Below are 18999 nucleotides of genomic sequence, written 5' to 3' on the forward strand. Positions count from 1 at the left end.
AAATCCTTCTAAAGAAAGTCTTAAATCGCTACAAAATATCAGCTTAGCGCCTGTTCACGCGCTTCCACAATCACCCGTTCGGGGTAAATCAACCCCGCGGCGCCAGGTGATCATCGATGTGGTCCTCCCAGTCGTCGGAATCCACGTCATAGGCTTCGTCCAGAGCCTCTTCCTCCAGCCCCAGCACGCGTTCGGCACGGCGGTTGAATTCGCGGCCCCAGCCGGCGGAGTCAGTACGGGACAGCCCGGCGATCTGGATCCGCGTGCCCTCGCCCTCCGGAGTAATGCGCACCCAGAAGCGGCGGCGCTTCACTGCCAGGGAAGCAACGAGCGAAGCCAGCATCAGCACGGCAAACACCAGCACCCAGGTAGTCGTCGGATCCTTGGAGATCTGCAGGTTCACAAACTCCTTGGCACCGTCGAAGGTGATTTCCGTGCCATCGTCCAGGGTGACGGATTCGCCCTTCTCCAGGTTCACTCGATCCAGCATCTGCATCTGGCCGGAGTGCATGGCCTCCGAATCCAACGCGAAGATGTTTTGGCTGCGGCCGCCATCCAGGCCAGTATCACCACGGTAAATGTCAACAGCCACCGCGGGATCGCGCATTGCCGGGAAGTTGGAGGAAAGGATCTTGCCGTTCGGCCCGGTCCACTCCGCCGATGGTGCGAACAGCCCCTGCAAGGAGATCTGGTTCTTGCGACGCTCCTGCAGATCCGGGTACATGCCCGCGGGCGGATCCCAGCGCACCGCGCCGGAGGACAGGAAGTACGTCATATCGTCCGGGCGGAACTGCACTGTCTCGGTACGCTTCTCCCCATTCGGCCACTCAATCGTGAACGTCGGAGCATAGCCGTGGCCCTGCAGGTACACACGGTTGCCCTCGATACGCAGCGGGTGATTCACCTTCAGCGTTTTATGCTGCCACTGATCCGTCGGCTTGAAGGCATCCTCCTTACCCGCGTAGTCGATGTTGGACTCGAAGCTCACCGCCTGGCCGTTCTGCAGGTAGTCGGCCTTGAAGTCCTTGACGTTCACGCAGAAGGGGGTCAGCCCCGTGCCGTCGAACACCGGGCCGTTGCGGAAGGAATCGAAGTTGGAGACCGCGGAGTTGCAGAACTGCGACTGCTCGGTATCCGTCCCTGCCACCACGATGACCTGGCCCTCGTAGTAGAGCATCTTGCCCGTCGCCACCGCGATGAGAATGCCCACAAGAGACAGGTGGAAGATCAGGTTCGCAGCCTCGCGCAGGTAGCCCTTCTCCGCGGACATGGACCATGCCCCGGCGCGGTCGTCATCCTTATCGACCTCGTTGACGTTCCAGCCCTTAAACTCCTCGCGCAGGGATTTCTGCACGTCCTCCACCGATTCATCGACGGTTCCGGAGTAGTGGTAGGGCATGCGGTCCAGGCGCTTCGGCGCTGGCGGCGGGGAGGAACGCAGGGCTTTGTAGTGGTCGATACTGCGCGGCAGGATGCAGCCGACCAGGGAGATAAACAGCAGTACGTAGATCGCCACAAACCAGGTGGACCCAAAGACGTCGAAAAGCTGCAGCTTGTCGAAAACCTCGGCGGTCTTCCCGTTGGCGTCAATATACTCGGCAACCTTGCCCTCATTGAGCGACCGCTGTGGTAGCAGCGCGCCCGGGATCGCAGCCAGCGCCAGCAGGAAAAGCAGCACCAGGGCAGTCTTCATCTTCGTGAGCCACTGCCAGCCCTTCTTCGGCCAACTCAGGATCTTCTTCAGCATGGTTGCTCTTTCGTACTTTCGCTCTCTCGTTATTATTGACGCCCACTTCTCAGCCGCGACCTTTTCCCTTAAGCCGACGGCAGCGAATCGGCTTAGATCGGCAGGGTCTTATCCGAGATGAATACCTCCCGGATATAGTCCACGAACACCGCCCACTGCCCGGTGACCAGCAGCAAGCCGACAATGATCAGCAGCGCGCCGCCGATCATCTGGATGGTGCGGGAGTGCTTGCGCAGCCAACCGATACCCGTCAGCGCCTTCGAGGACCCCAGCGCCACGACAATGAATGGTAGCCCGAGGCCCAGACAATAAGCGACGATCAAGATCACACCGCGGGCGGCGGTCATCCCCTGGGTACCGGTGGATACCGAAATGATGGAGGCCAACGTGGGACCCAGGCAGGGTGTCCAGCCCAGGGCGAACACTCCGCCCAGCAGCGGTGCCCCGGCGATGGTGGTCCAGCGCTTCGGACTGAGGCGCGTGTCGCGCTGCAGAGGGGAAATGAAGCCCATGAACACCACGCCCATGGCTATGGTGACCACGCCACCGATGCGCATCAGCAGGTCCTGGTTCGGCGTCAGCGCGCTGATCACCCCGAAGACCGTGACCGTCGCCAGCACGAACACCACGGTGAAGCCCAGTACGAACAGCAGGGCTGCGGTGGCCACCCGGCCACGCTTTGCCTTGACCACCGCACCTTGTTCCGTGAACTCGGTCTCCGCACCCACTACTCCGGCGAGGTAGGAAATATACCCCGGTACCAGCGGAATCACGCACGGGGAGGCGAAGGAAACCAGGCCCGCGGCGGCAGATACCAGCAACGCAAGCAGTAGCGGACCGGCTGCGGCCGTATCCGCGAAAGTCTCTCCGATGGACTCCGCGAGGATCATTTACGCTTCCTCGTCCAACAGCGGCTCGACCTGCTCCCACAGCTCCTTGTCGGTGATTTCCTTCAAGAAGATGTGAGCCGGGCGGTGCTGCTTATCCAACACGATGGTGGTGGGAATCACGGAGGCCGGCACGCCGCCAAGCGCCAGGGCGGTCTTAAACGGTGGATCGTAGATAGACGGGTAGGTGATCCCGTTGTCCTTGACGAAGTCCTGCGGCTTTTCCTTAACGTTGTCGCGCACGTTGATGCCCAGGATGGTGCCGCCGCCGTCCTTCTCCAGCTTCTCCTGAACACGCTGCAGGTCATCGGATTCGCTACGGCACGGGCCGCACCACTGGCCCCAGGCGTTTAGCACCACGACCTGGCCCTCGAAGTCGGAGAGGTTAATGTCATCGCCGCCGTCCAGATTGGTGCCGGTGAAGTCGGCGACCTCCTTGCGCTCCTCTGGTTCGTAGTGGATGCTGGTCTGCCCGCCGGGGGCGACGAATTCAAACGTTCCGCCGCTGGCCACAGCGTCCTTGCCCGCGGTGTTTTCCTCACCGCAGGCGGTGAGCGCCGCCCCGCTGGCGAGCAGAGTTGCCGCAAGGGCTGCCGTTAACTTTTTGCGCACCTTAAATCTCCTGCGCCGGCTCGGAATAGAAGATGTCCGTCAGCTGCCCGCCATCGAATACCAGCGAGGTAACGGAGGCCAACTCGCACTGGCGGTCGGCCGGGTTGTGAGCCAGGGGCAGGCCCTGCACGTCGCGCTGGATCATCACGATCGGCAGCTGGTGAGTGACAAGCACGGCCTCGTGCCCGCGGGCCTTTTCACGCGCGGCGTCGACGGCCTCCCACATCCGGTCGGCGATCTCCTGGTAGGGCTCGCCCCAGCTGGGGATGGTGGGGTTCTTCAGCATGGGCCAACGCTTCGGGTTCCACAGCGCGCTGCGCACGCCCTTGATGTGCAGACCCTGCAGATCGTTACCCGCCTCGATGATGCGCTCGTCCGTGTGGACCTCCAGCCCCAGCTTCTCGGAGAAAGGCCGGGCGGTTTCCTGCGCTCGCTGCAGCGGGGACGCCGCCAGGTACACCACGTCGTGGTCAGCGAGGTCCGCTGCGGTGGCATGCGCCATGTTCCGCCCCCGCTCGGAGAGGTGATAGCCGGGCAAACGGCCATAGAGAATGCGATCCGGGTTATGCACTTCTCCGTGCCGTACAAGGTGAACGATCGTTGCCATAGTCACCTAGCTTAGCGTGCCCGGCACCCCAACCCAAGTAAGGCAAACCCTGCTTTAAGTGCTTCTTACTGGGGTTTTAGATTCCTTGAATTAGACCCCAGCGCGAAACTTAAACCGCAGGGGTGGCCGCCGCTGCAGCCTCCGCAGCCGGGGTGGCAGCCGCCGCGATCTTCTCGAAGTCGGCATCGGTCAGTGCCGTGGAGACGAACCAGGTCTCGAATACGCTCGGCGGGGCGAACACTCCGTGGTCCAGGAAGGCGTGGAAGAAGGCCGGGTAGCGGAAGGTATCCGCGGCCTTCATGTCTGCGAAGTTCGCGCCCTCCCCCTCGGCGAAGCGCACGCTCACCATGCTGCCCGCACGCTGAATGTGGTGAGCCACGGAGGCCTTCGTCAAAGCGTCGGACAGAATCCCTGCCAGCGCGTCGGCATTCGCGTCGAGCTTCTGGTACGCGGCGGCGTCAGCCAACTTCAAAGAAGCCAAGCCCGAGGCGACGGCAACAGGATTGCCCGACAGAGTACCTGCCTGATAAACCGGGCCAACCGGCGCGAGGTGATCCATGATCTCCGCCTTGCCACCGAAAGCGGCGGCAGGCAGGCCACCGGAGACGACCTTGCCGAACGTCGTCAGGTCGCCGGCCACGCCGTCCTTGCCGTACCAGCCGGACTCGCTGACGCGGAAGCCGGTCATGACCTCATCGACGATCAGCAGGGCGCCGTTTTCGTGGGTAATGCGCTGCAGCTCCGCGTTGAAGCCATGCGGGTTCACGGTGCCCATGTTGCCGGCGGCACCCTCCACGATGATTGCGGCGATCTCGCCCGCGTGGGAGGCAAACGCATCTTCCACGGCCTGCACGTCGCGGTAGGGCACCACGACGGTATCGCCCGCGGCGGCCTTGGTGATGCCCGGGGAATCCGGCAGGCCGAACGTAGCCACGCCGGAACCGGCCGCCACCAGCAGCGAATCGACGTGACCGTGGTAGCAGCCCTCGAACTTCAGGATCTTGTCGCGGCCCGTGTAGCCGCGAGCCAGGCGGATGGCGGACATCGTGGCCTCGGTGCCGGAGTTCACCAGGCGGGCCTTCTCCACGGAAGTGCGGCGGACGATCTCCTCCACCAGGTCAACCTCCATCGTGGTCGGCGCACCGAAGGAAAGACCGTGGCCCGCGGCCTCCCGAACTGCCTCCACGATCTGCGGGTGCGCATGCCCGTGGATCATCGGCCCCCAGGAGCAAAACAGGTCCACGTAGGAGTTGCCGCCGACGTCGTGCAGCGTAGAACCCTGCGCGGAGGTGATAAACGGCGGGGTGCCACCCACAGATCCGAACGCGCGAACCGGGGAGTTCACCCCGCCCGGGATCAGCGTGCGAGCCCGATCGAAGGCTTTCTCGCTGGCCTGGTGCGAAGAGTTGTTTGAGTGCTGAGGGTCGGCATTAACAGACACGAAAGGAATCCTTCCTGCCACTTCACTAGTGGTTAGCTTGCAATCCCCACCAGCCTAGCGCGGCTAACGCTGGGACTGCTCATACTCCTCGTCCGCGGCCTCCGCACGGGCCAGGGAAATCGCCTCGGCGCGCTGCTTCTCCTGCTTGCGCAACTCGCGGATCTCCCGCCGGCGCTCCACCCAGCCCTGCCACGAGTGGGTCTGGCGCAGTGTGCCGCGCGCATAGTTACGGTGCAAGATGCGGGCGCTCCGGCTTTCGATCAAAGTGGAACTGAGCAGCATAAATACCGTAGCCAATAGGGGATTGAGCACACCGACGACCGCCAGTGTCGCGCCGACTACGTTGTACGTCCAGGACAGCCACACGTTCCAGTCAGTGGTGTTGCGGACATGGCGGACCAGATTCACCAGATCCGGCAGCGCGGCAACGTCCTCGCGCTGCATCACCACATCCACCTCCTCTGCCGCGGTAGGGTCTATGCGGTTGGAAGATGCCATGAGGATGCCCACGTCCGCGACCCGCAGTGCGCCCAACACATCACTATCGCCCACCATGGCCACACGCACGCCCATGGCGTGCACGCCGCGCACCGTGGCCTCCTTACGGTTCGGCGCGATACCGGCCAGCACGGTGGAAATGCCGAGTGCGTTCGCCGTTCGGCGAGCCACCGGATAGATGTCGCGGGAGAGCATGTAGGTCTCCAGCTGCATGTCCTCCAGCCGGTCGATCGCGGCCGGGGCATCGTCCTTGAAGCTATCGGCCAGGTTGATGACGCCGCGGTCCTTGCCCTTCCAGCTGACGATCACGGGCGATCCGCCGTTCAAAGCGGCCGTGGCCAGGCGCGGGTCGCGAATCTCACCCAAATCGTGCGGGCGCCACAGGCGCGCCCTGACGTGCCGCGTCTCGCCCTCCATCGGCAGTTCCACCATGCCCTCGAAGGTGCCGTCCTTGGTAATCTTCACCTCGCCTACGTCCAGCCAGTTGGGAATCCCCTCCCCTCCTGCACCGCTATCGCGCGCCTCCCGGTCGGCGCGCACCAGTGCTTGGGAGACGGCGTGGTTCGATTCCAGGGAAAGAGCGCCGGCCACGCGCAGGATCAAGTCCGGGTTCTCCCCCTTGACAGGCGTGACGTCGATGACGTGCATCGGCCCGTCGGTGAGGGTGCCCACGCGGTTGAAGATGATGGCGTCCACCTCAGCGAGCTTGTGGATGGTGCTCGTATCGCGTAGCAGGGCGCCCGAGGTGGCAGCGCGCCACAGGCCCAAGCGCAGCGCCAGCGGCGCGGACAGTGCCAAGGCGACGGGCGCAACGACTGCCAGTAGGGATAGGACGGTGGCCATCGCCGCATCGACGGACTTAGTGATGGCCAGCCAGGCGATAAAGTCCACGGCCGCCAGTACGAAAGCCCACGGCACCAGCAGGCTGGCGGTGCGGTTCGTCAGCTGCGTCAGGCGGGTCTCGTCCAGCGCCGACCCGCGCACCCAACGGTGCATCGCGGCCAAGCGCGTAGAGGATCCCGTAGCGTGCACGCGCATCTTCAAAGTCCCGCCATGGTTGCGAGCACCAGCATAAATGCGGTCGCCGACAGAAACTTCGAAAGTGCGGTGCATGCCACCGACCGGCCCCATGTCCACCAGGGATTTACCGCTGATGATTTCGCCGTCGCTGGGCACCATCATTCCGGTTTGAATGATGATGTCGTCGCCCGTGCGGATCTCCGCAATCGGAATGTCCTTCTTCTCCGTCTTCGACTTACGAGTCTTGCGCACCACCGTGACTTCCTTGGCGGCGGGCACGGTCAGCACAGAAAGGATCGATTTCGAACGCAGCGCCGTGCGCCGGGATAGCAGCCTGCCGAAGAGCAGCAGGATAGTGCCGCCGCAGGCGACGTCAAAGAAGATCGCGCCGTCAATTTCCTGCGCGGACCACACTCCGGCGAACAACACCAAATGGGTTTGCCACCCCACGTTGCCGGCAGAAGTGAAAATCAACGTACAGGCTGAGTACAGGTAGGCCAGCAGGATCGCCACGGAGCTGGCTCCATCCAGGGCGGATTGCCCGCGCCTTAAGCCGCCGAAAAAGGCCCGGTGGAAGGGCCACGCGCACCACGTCACCACTGGGGTGGCCAGCGCCAGGCAGACCCACTGCCAATAGTCGAACTGCCAGGCAGACACCAGCTGCAGAACCACCACCGGCAGCCCCAGCACCACGGCGACGATCAACCGCATGCGCGTAATCAGCTGTCGGGCGGTGTGCAGGCCCTCGGTGGAGTCGAAGGGGTTCTGGCGGCGGAACCTATCCATCTCCACCTTATTCCGGTCGCGCCGTTTGCGGCTCTCCGCCGCAGCCCATGCCCGCCGGTGGTCGCTGGCGTGGCGCCGCATGCGGCGGCGCGTTTCCTCGATCTCCAGCCGCGAGGCGCGGCGGCGCAGGGAGGAATCCGTCAGCCAGCTATCCAGGTTGTGCTTTTCCAGCACCTCCTGGATCTGGGCGGGCAGCACGTGATCTTCAGCGGAGATCCACGCCATGCCGGTGGAGTACACCACCGCGGCCTGCACGCCCGGAATATCGTTGAGTTCCTCCTCCACGGTGGTGGCGGCCACCGCGGATTCCAGCCCTTCCAGGCGGTAGGCGAAACTGGCAAGTCCCCAGTGTTCCCGTGCGGCACGGTCGGCTTCCTCTTCGGTGGACGGCGTGCGGTCCATGTCGAAGCCGGCCTTCGCCGCCGCCTCTCGAGCCTTCAGAATGGCCTCGTCGACGTCGTCGACACCCACGGCAGCTTTTCGCGCCGCCCGGCTGCTGGCCGGGACGATCTTTGAGTCCTGCTCAGTCATCTCCGCTAGCTCCGCAGGCTGTCGCCCGGCAGGGTGCCGTCGCCTTCGATGGGAGGCCCGTCGAGCCGATGCCCGGCGTCAAAAAACGGGTTAACCGCAGGACGGTAGGCCAGCAGCAGCGCGACTGCCAACAGCAAGGCCATGATGGCCTGGCCGGGGCCGGTGAAGCCGAAAACCCAGCCCGCCAGCATGAACAGGATGCCCAGTGCGCCGAACCACAGCACCAGGCGGCGCTTGCCGCGATAGCCGTCGCGCACGCCGCGGGAGAAGTAGACCAGCACCGCGCCGACCACGACGTTGATGCCGCCGAGGATCCGCACGTTGTTGCGCACGAAGTCCATGTGCTCGGCTTCCTCTGCGTTCATCGGCTCGCGATCCCACGAGGCCGTCAGAGCCAGCACGCCGAAAAAGATCATCAGCAGCCCCAGGACCACCAGCATGGCGAAGCTGATGATCACCAGGCGCGGCGTGGGATCACCGGGCTGCCAGTATTTAACATCGCGGTTCGGGTCCTGGCCGCTCGGGACCATCGAGGGAAACATCGCGGGCATGGTTAGCGCCCTCCCCAGGTGTGGTCGGTGTGATCGGTGTGGTCGCTATCGTTGCTGTTCTTTTGTTTTTTTAGCTCTTCTTTTTGACGCCGCGTTTCCGCCTTGTACTCCTCCATCTCCTTGGAGTACTTCTCCATTTCCTTGACGCTGGGCATGCCCAGCCAATCGTGGTTCTCCGGGCGGGACATAAACCACAGGCCCAGCGCAGCGCATACGCCGGACAGAATGGTCAGGATGCCGATGAGCAGCACGAAGCCTACGGGCATGAAGTCCGGCCCGCTAGCGAACGTGATGAGCACCGCGTTGAAGATCATGAACACGGAGGCGACGTTCAAGAACAGGCGGGAGTACGGAGCCCCACGGCCTGCGCGCCAGGCCAAGTAGGCACAGGCTGCCGAGGCGATAATGCCCCACATCAGTGAGCTGATGTTTACCTGCGTGGCGATCTCGGAGGCAGCCTGATCTGCAAGAACGCTGGCGAACATGCCGCTTTGGCTATCGAGGATGCCCTGGCTGCTCTGGGTCAGTGCGCGCGGGTCGACAATGTTGGCCACGAACTGCACCACACTTGCCAGCAGCTGCAGCACGGCTACCGCCAGCCAGGCCCATACGCCGTAGCGGACGTCTTCCGGTGCCTCCTTGAGGTTCGGCGCGAGGCCGTCCTTGCGCCCCACCTTCGGAGGCTTCGGTGGCTTCGGGGGTTGCTGCGGGCCGTGTGAACCATACGGCCCCTGTGGGCCGTGCGGCCCCGGCTGCCCCTGCAGGTTCTGCTGGCCCCGCTGTGGCCCCGGCTGCTGGCCGTGCTGCCCCGGTTGCGGGCCGCCCTGGGAACCACCCTGGAGGCGGGGATCGTGTTGCTGTGTGCTCATATGTGCGCTGCTGTCGGTGCTGTTCATACAGCCATCTAGCCTACTGTGATTACTGGTGGTTAAGCATCTTAGCCCTGTAGCATCTGCGCCACGCGGGTTGCCCAGTAGGTGAGGATGATGTCCGCCCCGGCGCGGCGGATGCCGTAGATGGATTCCATGATCGCGGCTTCCTCGTCGATCCAGCCGTTCTGGGCGGCTGCGGAGATCATCGCGTACTCGCCGGATACCTGGTAGGCCGCCACGGGCACCGGGGACATGTTCGCCACTTCACGCAGCACGTCCAGGTAGGGCATGGCGGGCTTGACCATCACCATGTCCGCCCCCTCGTCGATGTCCAGCTGGGTTTCCAGGATGGATTCCCGCAGGTTGCGGGGGTCCTGCTGGTAGGTGCGGCGGTCGCCCTGCAGGGAGGAACCCACGGCCTCGCGGAAGGGGCCGAAGAACGCGGAGGCGTACTTCGCGGAGTAGGCCATGATCGATACGTCCTGGTGGCCGGCCTCGTCTAGTGCTTCGCGGATGTGCCGGATCTGCCCATCCATCATTCCGGAAGGGCTCACGATATGCGCGCCAGCCTCGGCCTGCGCAACCGCCATCTTCGCGTACTGCGGCAGGGTGGCATCATTGTCCACGATCTGGTGGCCGTAGCGGTCGGTGGCGAGCACGCCACAGTGACCGTGGTCTGTGAACTCGTCCAGGCACGTATCGGCCATCACCAGGATGTCGTCGCCGAAGCGCTCGCGGACGGCGCGCAGGCCGCGGTTGAGAATGCCATTCTCGGCTACCGACTGGCTGCCGGTCGCATCCTTGTCCTCATCCAGCGGCACTCCGAACAGGTCGATGGATCCCACGCCTGCGTTCGCGGCTTCCTCCACCGCGCGTAGCAGCGAATCCTCGGTGTGCTGCTGCACGCCGGGCAAACTGGTGATGTCCCGCGGGGCGTCCAGCCCATCGGCGATAAACATCGGCAACACCAGCCGGTTGGGGTTCAGGTCCGTCTCCGCAGTGAAGTTGCGCATCTGCGGGGACGTGCGGAGTCGGCGGGGGCGGCGGAACGGGGTGTAGTTCGAAGTCATGCCAACGATGCTACTCCCGCGCCCGGACGGGCTTGTTAGGCCCCGGTGTCCTTCTTCTCGCTCGTCTTTTTACGACGCCGCCTCCGCTTCCGCGGAGGCGGAAGTTGTCCCTTGGCGCGCAGGTCAGCCACGTGGTCAGCGAGGGCGTCCACAAGCTCCGGCACGCCAGCGGCCTCGGGCATGACGTCGACACGCAGGCCGTGCTCGCGAGCGGTCTGTGCGGCCATCGGCCCAATACAGGCGATGATGGTGCGCGCATGCGGCTTGCCCGCGATGCCTACCAGGTTCTTCACGGTCGAGGAGCTGGTGAAGCAGACTGCGTCGAAGCCACCAGTCTTGATCATGTCGCGGATCTCCGGGCTGGGCGGGGCGGCGCGGACGGTGCGATAGGCCACGACGTCCTCCACATCCCAGCCCAGGTCGATCAGGCCGTCGACCAGCACGTCGGTGGCAATGTCCGCGCGCGGCAGCAGCACGCGGTCAACCAGGTCCAGGTCCGGGTCGTGCGGCGGGAAGACGTCCACTAGGCCCGCGGCGTTGCGCGCATCGTCCTTCGGCAGCAGTTCCGGGGTGATTCCCAGATCCTTCACTGCCTGGGAGGTCTTCGGTCCCACGGCGGCCACGCGCACGCCCGCCAGGGCGCGGGCGTCGAGTCCGAACTCACGCAGCTTCTCCCAGACGGCCTTCACTGCGTTGACGCTGGTGAAGACGATCCAGTAGTAGCGGCCATCGACCAGCCCCTTGATGGCGCGCTCCATCTGCACGGGGCTACGAGGTGGCTCGACGGAGATGGTGGGCACCTCCACGGGGATAGCGCCGTGCGAGGCCAGGCGGGCGCTCATGGGGCCGGCCTGGTTCTTGGCGCGCGGCACCAGCACGGTCCAGCCGTACAGGGCGCGGTTTTCCCACCAGGAGTACTTGGAGCGATTACCCACCTGGGAGCCCAGCGTGACGATCAGCTCGGCGGGCAGCTCGCCATCCTTGGCGGCGGGGCCGGACTGGGTGGTGATGGACTTCAGTGTGTCCAGGGTGGCATCGTAGCTGCGCTGGCGACGGGTGGTGCCGTGCAGCGTAACGGTCGCCGGAGTGGTCCCGGCAATGCCGCGGGCCTTCAGCTCCTGCGCGATGGTCGCCAGGTCACCCGGGGCGGCGGTGAGGATCAACGGCAGCCCGGAGGCAGCCAGCTGGTCCCAGTCGGCGCCACCGCGGACATCAGCCTCGGTGACGTCCGGGCCAAGGCCAATACCGGTGAAGGCGGGAACGGCCACGGATCCGGTCATGCCGGGGATCACCTGGAATTCCACGGAGCTAGCTGCGACGTGTTGCAGCTCGTGCATGACCGCCGGGTTGCTCAGTGGGTTGCCGGCGACGAGGCGGACAACGTCGTTGCCCGCCTTGGCGCAGGCGACCATCTGCTCGGCCAGAACATCCGGCGCGACGGCATCCGGCACCGGCTCGCCGTAGGTCTCTGCGCCGACATCCGCGCCGGCATCTGTGTGGTCTTCAGTGCCGGCTTCTGTACCGATCTCAGGATCCGTGGCCGCCGGGGCGGCCAGCACGATCTCCGCAGCAGTCGGCGGGGTGGGGCGCGGCGGTCGGCGACGCGCGCCGGCCTCCTTGGCGGCCTTTACCTTCGCCTCCCACTCTGCCTCGGCGGCATCCAGCTTCTCCTGCGGCACCGGCAGACGGGTGGCGATGATGTTCTGCACGGATTCCAATACCGACGGATCCACCCACGCATGGGCGGTGGTCTCCAGAATGTCGCGCGCGCGGATGGTCAGCAGCTCCGGGTTTCCGGGGCCCGCGCCCACGAAGAGGATCCGGCCGCATCCAGTGGGTGCCAGGTCGGCGACTGCCGCCACTGCGGCGGAATCAGCGCCTCCTACCTGGGTATTTCCGGAATCGGTCATAGTGGAACTTTCTAACTTGTCGGGTCTGTAATTGTGTCTTAAAAGTCTGCTTGGGACAGCCGTGCGCGTGTAACCCCGGCGGCTACGTGCACGGTGCCGGTGAAGTTTGAGGGGAGGGGCGCCGCAGGGGGCGTCCCAAAGAAAAGCTATTCGGCCTCAACCACTAACTCGGCGGCACCGTCCTCGAGTAATGCTCTGCCTATGTCGGTGCCTATGGCTCTGGCGGCGTCTATGCACTCGCGCCAGCGGGGCTCCTCGGCAGCGGGGAATCCCTCGTCCGCAGTCGGATCCGGAATGTCGAAGACGGCCTCGCCGCTGCGCACCAGCTTGCGGGAGCCATTCATGGCGAACACTCCTCCGAATACGCGCAGGACGTAGCGCTGCTCAGAGTCTTCTGTGCCTTCAGTACCTTCTGTACCTTCCTGCTCCACCCACTCAGAGTATGCGGCAACCGGCGCGGTGCAGCCAGCCTCCAGGGTGGAAAGCACAGCCCGCTCGGCCACAGCGGCCATGTGGCTGGGCAGGTGATCCAGGTGGCGGACGGCCTGCCAGGCGGCCTCGTCATCCGCACGGACCTCCACGCTCAACGCACCTTGCGCGGGCGCGGGCATGATCGTGGACGGGTCGATCGACTCCGCGGCGCGGTCCAGCTGGCCGACGCGCTCCAGGCCCGCGCGGGCCAGAACCACCGCGTCCAGGTCCTTTTCCGTCCGCCCCATGCGGGTATCAATGTTTCCGCGCAGCGGCATAAGCTCCAGGTCCGGGCGCACCGCGCGGATCTGGGAAACGCGGCGCGGTGCGGACGTGCCCACCTTGGCACCCTGCGGAAGCTCCAGCAGGGGCTGGTTGTCCCGGCTGACCAGTACCTCGCGCGGGTCCACCCGGCGCGGGACGACAGTACGGAAACGCGGATCCGGGGCGGTCGGCAGGTCCTTGAAGGAGTGCACGGCCACGTCGCACTCGCCGGCTTCCAAGGCCTTGCGCAGCGTTTCGGTAAACACACCCACGCCGATCTGCGCGACCGGGGTCTGCGCCGACTGGGAGGCATCGCCCGGGGTCTGCACCAGATGCAGCTCCGCCGCGTAGCCAGCGGATTGCATCCCGGCGCGTACGTGGCTGGTCTGCGTTGTAGCCAGTGCGGACCTACGGGTGCCGATCAGGAAAGTGCGGCCGTCATCGGCCGCTCGGTTAGCGGCGTTGGTGGCATTAGCGCCATTAGACGTTGCGGACATGAAAAGTCTTAAGCCTCCTTCGCTACCTGGCCAATGCGGGTAGCGCTTGGAATTTGATCGGCACGGGCAGAGGTTCCCGCGGTCTGGGCCGGCCTGGTGTCGGTCTGCCCCGGCTGGGTCACCGAATCCACCATCCCGTTGGGCAGGTTGAACAAGGCAGCCAACGCATCCGGGTAGCTGACCTGCTGGCCGCCGGCGGAAAGCTTCTTGGCCTGCACCGTTGGGGTGTGCAGCAGCTTATCCACCACGCGCTTCATCGACTTGACCACAGCCGCGCGGTCGGCCTCCGACATGTCGGGGGTCAGCCGCTCCAGCGTCATCAGCTCTTCGGCCATGACCTCCCCGGCCTTCTGCCGCAGGGCCTTGACGGTGGGCACCACGGACTGCGCGCGTTGTTGCTCCAGGAAACTCTGCAGCTCGTCGGCCACGATCTCGCGTGCCGGGTCTTCGTCCTGCACCCGATCGCCGGCCATCGTCGTGAGCTCCTCGATATTCAGCAGCTTCACGCCGTCGATGTCCGCCACGGAACGCTCGATGTCCGCAGGCATGGAAAGATCAATCAGCACCTTCGTACCAGCTGCCCCCGTGGCCGCGCGTACGTCCCGCTCGGTAACCACATTGCCCACCGCGCCGGTTGCGGAAACCACAATGTCCACGGCACTCAGACAGTCTGCCACCCCGTCCAGCGGCACGGCGGAAGCATCCACCCCTGCCTCACGCGCGTGGTTCACCAGGTTCTCCGCCCGCGACAGCGTGCGATTAGCTACGGTCACGTGGTCGATACCCAGTCTGCCCAGGTGGGTGGAAGCCAGGGATGCCATAGCCCCCGCACCAATAATCAGCGCGCGGTGGCCGGCGAGGGGTTGGGACGAGGGGGCGTCATCCACAACAGAAGAAAGAGCACGTGCGGGCTCCATGAAGCGCAGCGCCTGGTCCACGGCGAAAGACACCATGGAGGCACCCGCCGAATCGATGGCGGTTTCGGAGTGCACACGCTTACCCGTCCGCAGTGCGCGCTGCGTCAGGTCGTGGAGTGTGCGCCCGACCGTGCCCGTCTCGTTGGCAGACTGGTAGGCGCTGCGCAGCTGACCGATGATCTGCTGCTCGCCGATGACCATCGAATCCAGGCCAGAGGCGACCTTCAACATGTGCTCGGCCGCGGAGTCTGCGTAATGCACGTACAGGTGCGGCTCCAGTTCGGTCGTCTCCAGCCCAGAGAACTGCGCGATCGTGTCCACCACATGATCCAGGCCGGAGTGGAAGGCGTTGGCGACCGTGTAGAACTCCATGCGGTTGCAGGTGGAAAGCACCAGCGATTCCGAGATCAAGTCGTTATCCACCAGCGATAGCTGCATCTTCGGCAGGTCCGCATCGGCGACCGTCGCCTGCTCCAGCATGGTCACCGGAGCCGAGCGGAAAGACAGTCCGACCAGCAACACCGACGCGGAACCAGTCCGGGTGCTACTACTCATATGTCTTCATGCCTCCTGCGGGGATCACTTGGGGAACGGCCGCGTGCGGGGCTAAACCCCCCAAGTAGTTACGAGTGTCTACGGTAGCCCTTAACCCACCCCGTTGCCAAAACGAGTTCGCGGGGCTGCTATATAGCGCCTATACAGTGCTCTAGTCCTGCTCCAGCGCCGCGATCAGCTCGTCATCGTCGATTTCCCAGCATGCGACCTCCTCGTCGTCGACGAGCACTACGGGCACGCGGTCGCCGAACTCTTGTGCCAATTCCTCTTTTTCTTTGGTGACGCCACCACGATCCAGCTCGATCACTTCCACCGTCGTGCCGAAGCGCTGTGCGATAGGCAGTATTTGCTGGTGCACGCGGGCGCAGGAGCCACATGTCGAGCGGCTGATCAGCTGCACTCGTGCGGGCCGGGCTGGCGAATTACTGTCAGAGTTCACGGCCTTCCATGCTACCCGCCGCACAACTTCGGACTAATAGCTCTCGGCAGCGCCCTGGTCGCACTTTCGGGGTAACTTAATGTGTGTGAATGCAGCGCCTGATCTAGAACCTTCGAACCACCCCACCCCGGCTCCTGGCCGGAATGCGGGTGAGCACGCGGGTCTACTGGCAGAATGGCGCGATATTATCAGCGAGTGGCGCGGCTACCTGCGCGCACTGTCCCTGACGACGCAGTCCTTCCTCCGCGAGTTCCGGGAGGAACGCTTCGGCAAATCCCGGCGCAAAAAGAACTCAAAAGATGCTGAACGTGTGGCGGCGGAGAAAGTGGCGTCCCAACCCAAGAAACACGAGCACCCCACCCAAACGACACAAAACCTGCAGGTCGGGTACGGCACCGGCGCTCCACAAGCTCTCTGGGAGCTCAGCGAGGCGCAGCTGGATCAGCTGGCGCACAGCTACGAGATCGAGGGCGACCAGCTGCGCACCGGGCTGGCCAACCTGGAGGGCGCGGGGCTGTCGGCAGAAAAGCCGCGGCATCTGGACCACCCCGACCCCTCGATCCCACAGGATGCCGGAGTCGGCGCGTTCTTCGACGTGGATAACACGCTGATCAAGGGCGCCTCGATCCTGCTCTTCGCCCGCGGACTGGCGAAACGGCGCTTCTTCACCGCCCGACAGCTGCTGGGCTTTATCTGGGTGCAGATGAAGTTCCGGGTACTGGGCAAAGAAAGCGCGGACGACATTTCCAGCGGCCGGGAGCAGGCGCTGGCGCTGGTGAAGGGCCGCAAGGAATCCGAGGTCATCGACATGGCCCAGGAGATCTGGGCGGCGACGATCGCGGAGCGCATCTTCCCGGACACCAAGGAGCTGGCCGACATGCACATTCAGGCAGGCCAGCAGGTGTGGCTGGTGACTGCCTCGCCGGTGCAACTAGCGCAGATCATCGCCAAGGAGCTGGGATTCACCGGCGCGCTCGGCACCGTGGCGGAGGTGAAGGACGGGCGCTTCACCGGGCGGATGGTCGGCCACATGCTGCACGGTGAGGAGAAGAAGCACGCCGTTATCGCCCTGGCCAACTACGAGGGGCTGGATCTGCAGCGCTGCACCGCATACTCGGATTCCGTGAACGACCTGCCGATGCTTTCCACCGTGGGCACGGCCGTGGCGATCAATCCGGATTCCAAACTGCGCAAGGCAGCACTGGAACGCGGCTGGGAGATCCGCGACTACCGGCGGGTGCGCCGCGCGCTCCGCCGCATCGGCGGGGCGCGGCTGGCGGCGGGGGCTGGCCTGCTGGGACTGGCCGGCGGAGCGGGCACGTGGGTGCTGAAGCGGCGCTAGGGTTCGCCAGGCGGCGATAAAGCTCGCCGGGAACGCAAAAACCCACCGTGGCCACGCCCCTTTTTGAAGGGCGCCTGCGGTGGGTTTCTTTCTATATGCGGCAGCGGAAGGCTACTTACCGAGCTTCCTACGCTGAACGCGGGTCCGGCGCAGCATCTTGCGGTGCTTCTTCTTGGACATGCGCTTGCGGCGCTTCTTGATGACAGAACCCATGGGGTAAGCCTCGTTTCTCTCGGTTAGTTATCTCTTCAGGTTAAAGGTCTGCTCCCCCACCGCCGGACCTTATACGGCGGTAGAGAAGATGTGTCCTCGGATGCACGCTGCCTGCCACAAGGGGCTGCCGTTATGGGCTGCCGCGCAAGAGTTGCTTCACATCCGTAGACACGAATGTTCCACAGTTTAGCCCCCAGCACCCTGGAGAAACAAAAATCCCCCATCACCGGGCGGGTGGCTCAGGCCACCTGGCTCCGAAAATGGGGGACTGTTGCGTCTCGCTGATTAGCCGGTCTGGCCGGGGTTGTACTCGGAAGCTCCGAGGTACGCCTCAACAGCGGATCCACGAACGCGGAAGTTGCGGCCGACCTGTACGGCGGGCAGCTCCTCCGAGTGGATGAGACGGTAAACAGTCATCTTCGACACGCGCATCAGATCGGCGACCTCTGCGACGGTCAGAAATGTTCCATTTTCGGTGTTAGCCATAGATCATCACTTTCTTTGCGCTCTCATGCGCTGCAGGCTTCCCCTCCTGCAGGACTTCACACGTGATCGCTCGCGAACCATCATAACGTGAACCATGTGAATAATGTGCAACAAGGGTGACTATTGAGGGCAGATTGCTCCTTGTGGCCTACGCAACTCGAGGTGCCACAAGCCCACGCCTGTTACCGAGCGTGACCGGATTGAACAGGCGTGATTTGTGTTAAACCGTTGTGTCTAAAAAGATCACTGTGGTCGCTCAGAGAGGGGCAGAAATTAACCCCATTTGGGCGGAGCGCGCGTCCACGTGCCGGACGCAGGCGCGCTTAGTTATCGCCGTTAGCTCCATTCGCACCAGGCTTCGGCGCACCCAGTTCCTCGGAGCGGTCCTTACATGCCTCCATGGCACGGAAGAACGCTCCACGGATGCCGGACTCCTCCAACTCGCGCAGAGCCGCCGCAGTGGTTCCTCCGGGGCTGGTGACCTTGGTGCGCAGAACGGACGGCGTATCCCCGCCCTCTGCTAGGCTTCGGGACATCATGGTGGCCGCGCCTTGCACGTTGGCGATGGCCAGCTTCTCCGCCAGCGGACGGGCGAGCCCCAGCTGTACGGCAGATTCGATCATGGCTTCCACGACCAGGAAGATGTATGCCGGGCCGGAACCGGAGACGGCCGTGACTGCGTCCAGCTCCTTTTCCTTAACGATGACGGCCTCGCCGACCTTGGACATGATGTCCTGCACCGTATTCAGCTGATCCTCTTCGGCAAAGCGACCACCGGCGATGCCGATTGCACCCTTGCCAACCAGCATCGGGGTGTTCGGCATGGTGCGCACAACGGTGGTACCTGCGGGCAGCGCGGACTCCATGGTGTTGATGGTCACGCCCGCCGCCAGGGAAACCACAATCGTGTCCTGAGAGTTGCTGTCCAGCACCTCGGCCACCTCGTCCAGCACGATGGGGACGATGTTGGGCTTCACGCAGATGAACAGGATGTCGGTGCCTTCGGCGGCCTCGCGTCCCTCGCGGGCGGTGACCATGCCGTACTTATCCTTCAGCTCGTCCAGCCGCTCCTGCGACGGATCCGCGACGATGATCTTCTTTGCGTCTGCGGCACCTTCGGTGTCCGCAACGATTCCGGCGAGCAGGGCTTCGCCGATGTTTCCTCCGCCAATAATTCCAATTTGAGTCATATAAACCAGCGTGCCAGGATTGGCGGCTTCCTGCTACCCCGCCCGTTCCTAGCCCCCAGGTTCTAGTTCCCCCGAACTTTCGCTAGTTCCCCA

Annotated in this window: 17 protein-coding genes; 1 reads left to right on the forward strand and 16 read right to left on the reverse strand. The window is 64.2% G+C overall.

What is annotated here, in order from left to right; all coding sequences use genetic code 11:
• Nucleotides 1-88: 88 nt before the first annotated feature.
• From MHX66_RS01510 to MHX66_RS01570, 13 genes are all read right to left on the reverse strand, one after another.
• A complete protein-coding gene (locus tag MHX66_RS01510) occupies nt 89-1747 on the reverse strand; it encodes a cytochrome c biogenesis protein ResB (protein ID WP_239198850.1) in 1659 nt (552 codons plus the stop codon).
• Nucleotides 1748-1839: 92 nt separating this feature from the next.
• Nucleotides 1840-2637 (reverse strand): cytochrome c biogenesis CcdA family protein, encoded by a 798-nt coding sequence (locus MHX66_RS01515; RefSeq protein ID WP_239198853.1) that lies wholly within the window; start codon nt 2635-2637, stop codon nt 1840-1842.
• Entirely contained in the window at nt 2638-3246 is a 609-nt protein-coding gene (locus MHX66_RS01520; protein ID WP_239198856.1) for a TlpA disulfide reductase family protein, read from the reverse strand.
• A 1-nt stretch (nt 3247) separates the two neighbouring features.
• Nucleotides 3248-3853, reverse strand: a complete 606-nt coding sequence (locus tag MHX66_RS01525; protein WP_034985255.1) for a histidine phosphatase family protein — start codon at nt 3851-3853, stop codon at nt 3248-3250.
• A gap of 109 nt (nt 3854-3962) precedes the next feature.
• The gene (gene hemL / locus MHX66_RS01530) at nt 3963-5294 is read right to left on the reverse strand and encodes a glutamate-1-semialdehyde 2,1-aminomutase (protein ID WP_239198859.1); all 1332 of its coding nucleotides are present in this window, start codon (nt 5292-5294) and stop codon (nt 3963-3965) included.
• A gap of 63 nt (nt 5295-5357) precedes the next feature.
• On the reverse strand, nt 5358-8129 hold the full coding sequence (locus MHX66_RS01535; RefSeq protein ID WP_239198862.1) for a cation-translocating P-type ATPase: 2772 nt from the start codon (nt 8127-8129) through the stop codon (nt 5358-5360).
• 5 nt (nt 8130-8134) lie between these two features.
• Nucleotides 8135-8680 (reverse strand): hypothetical protein, encoded by a 546-nt coding sequence (locus MHX66_RS01540; protein ID WP_239198865.1) that lies wholly within the window; start codon nt 8678-8680, stop codon nt 8135-8137.
• 2 nt (nt 8681-8682) lie between these two features.
• Entirely contained in the window at nt 8683-9549 is an 867-nt protein-coding gene (locus tag MHX66_RS01545; RefSeq protein WP_239198868.1) for a hypothetical protein, read from the reverse strand.
• Between the two features lie 68 nt (nt 9550-9617).
• On the reverse strand, nt 9618-10622 hold the full coding sequence (gene hemB, locus MHX66_RS01550) for a porphobilinogen synthase (RefSeq protein WP_239198871.1): 1005 nt from the start codon (nt 10620-10622) through the stop codon (nt 9618-9620).
• Nucleotides 10623-10657: 35 nt separating this feature from the next.
• Complete coding sequence (locus tag MHX66_RS01555) at nt 10658-12532, reverse strand: uroporphyrinogen-III synthase (RefSeq protein WP_239198874.1); 1875 nt, start codon at nt 12530-12532, stop codon at nt 10658-10660.
• Between the two features lie 146 nt (nt 12533-12678).
• On the reverse strand, nt 12679-13764 hold the full coding sequence (hemC, locus tag MHX66_RS01560) for a hydroxymethylbilane synthase (protein WP_239198877.1): 1086 nt from the start codon (nt 13762-13764) through the stop codon (nt 12679-12681).
• A gap of 8 nt (nt 13765-13772) precedes the next feature.
• The gene (locus MHX66_RS01565; protein WP_239198880.1) at nt 13773-15236 is read right to left on the reverse strand and encodes a glutamyl-tRNA reductase; all 1464 of its coding nucleotides are present in this window, start codon (nt 15234-15236) and stop codon (nt 13773-13775) included.
• 151 nt (nt 15237-15387) lie between these two features.
• A complete protein-coding gene (locus tag MHX66_RS01570; RefSeq protein ID WP_239198883.1) occupies nt 15388-15675 on the reverse strand; it encodes a glutaredoxin family protein in 288 nt (95 codons plus the stop codon).
• 85 nt (nt 15676-15760) lie between these two features.
• On the opposite strand from MHX66_RS01570, the gene MHX66_RS01575 reads away from it, so the two are divergent.
• Nucleotides 15761-17017, forward strand: coding sequence for an HAD-IB family hydrolase (locus tag MHX66_RS01575; protein WP_239198886.1), 1257 nt, complete (start codon nt 15761-15763; stop codon nt 17015-17017).
• Between the two features lie 111 nt (nt 17018-17128).
• On the opposite strand, the gene MHX66_RS01580 is transcribed toward MHX66_RS01575, so the two are convergent.
• The 3 genes from MHX66_RS01580 to proC form a co-directional block, all read right to left on the reverse strand.
• Entirely contained in the window at nt 17129-17230 is a 102-nt protein-coding gene (locus tag MHX66_RS01580) for a 30S ribosomal protein bS22 (RefSeq protein ID WP_003855542.1), read from the reverse strand.
• 285 nt (nt 17231-17515) lie between these two features.
• Complete coding sequence (locus MHX66_RS01585) at nt 17516-17716, reverse strand: helix-turn-helix domain-containing protein (protein WP_005292138.1); 201 nt, start codon at nt 17714-17716, stop codon at nt 17516-17518.
• A gap of 323 nt (nt 17717-18039) precedes the next feature.
• A complete protein-coding gene (gene proC, locus MHX66_RS01590) occupies nt 18040-18906 on the reverse strand; it encodes a pyrroline-5-carboxylate reductase (RefSeq protein ID WP_239198889.1) in 867 nt (288 codons plus the stop codon).
• Nucleotides 18907-18999 lie beyond the last annotated feature (93 nt).

The organism is Corynebacterium sp. ACRPH (assembly GCF_022347285.1).
Taxonomy (GTDB): Bacteria; Actinomycetota; Actinomycetes; order Mycobacteriales; family Mycobacteriaceae; genus Corynebacterium.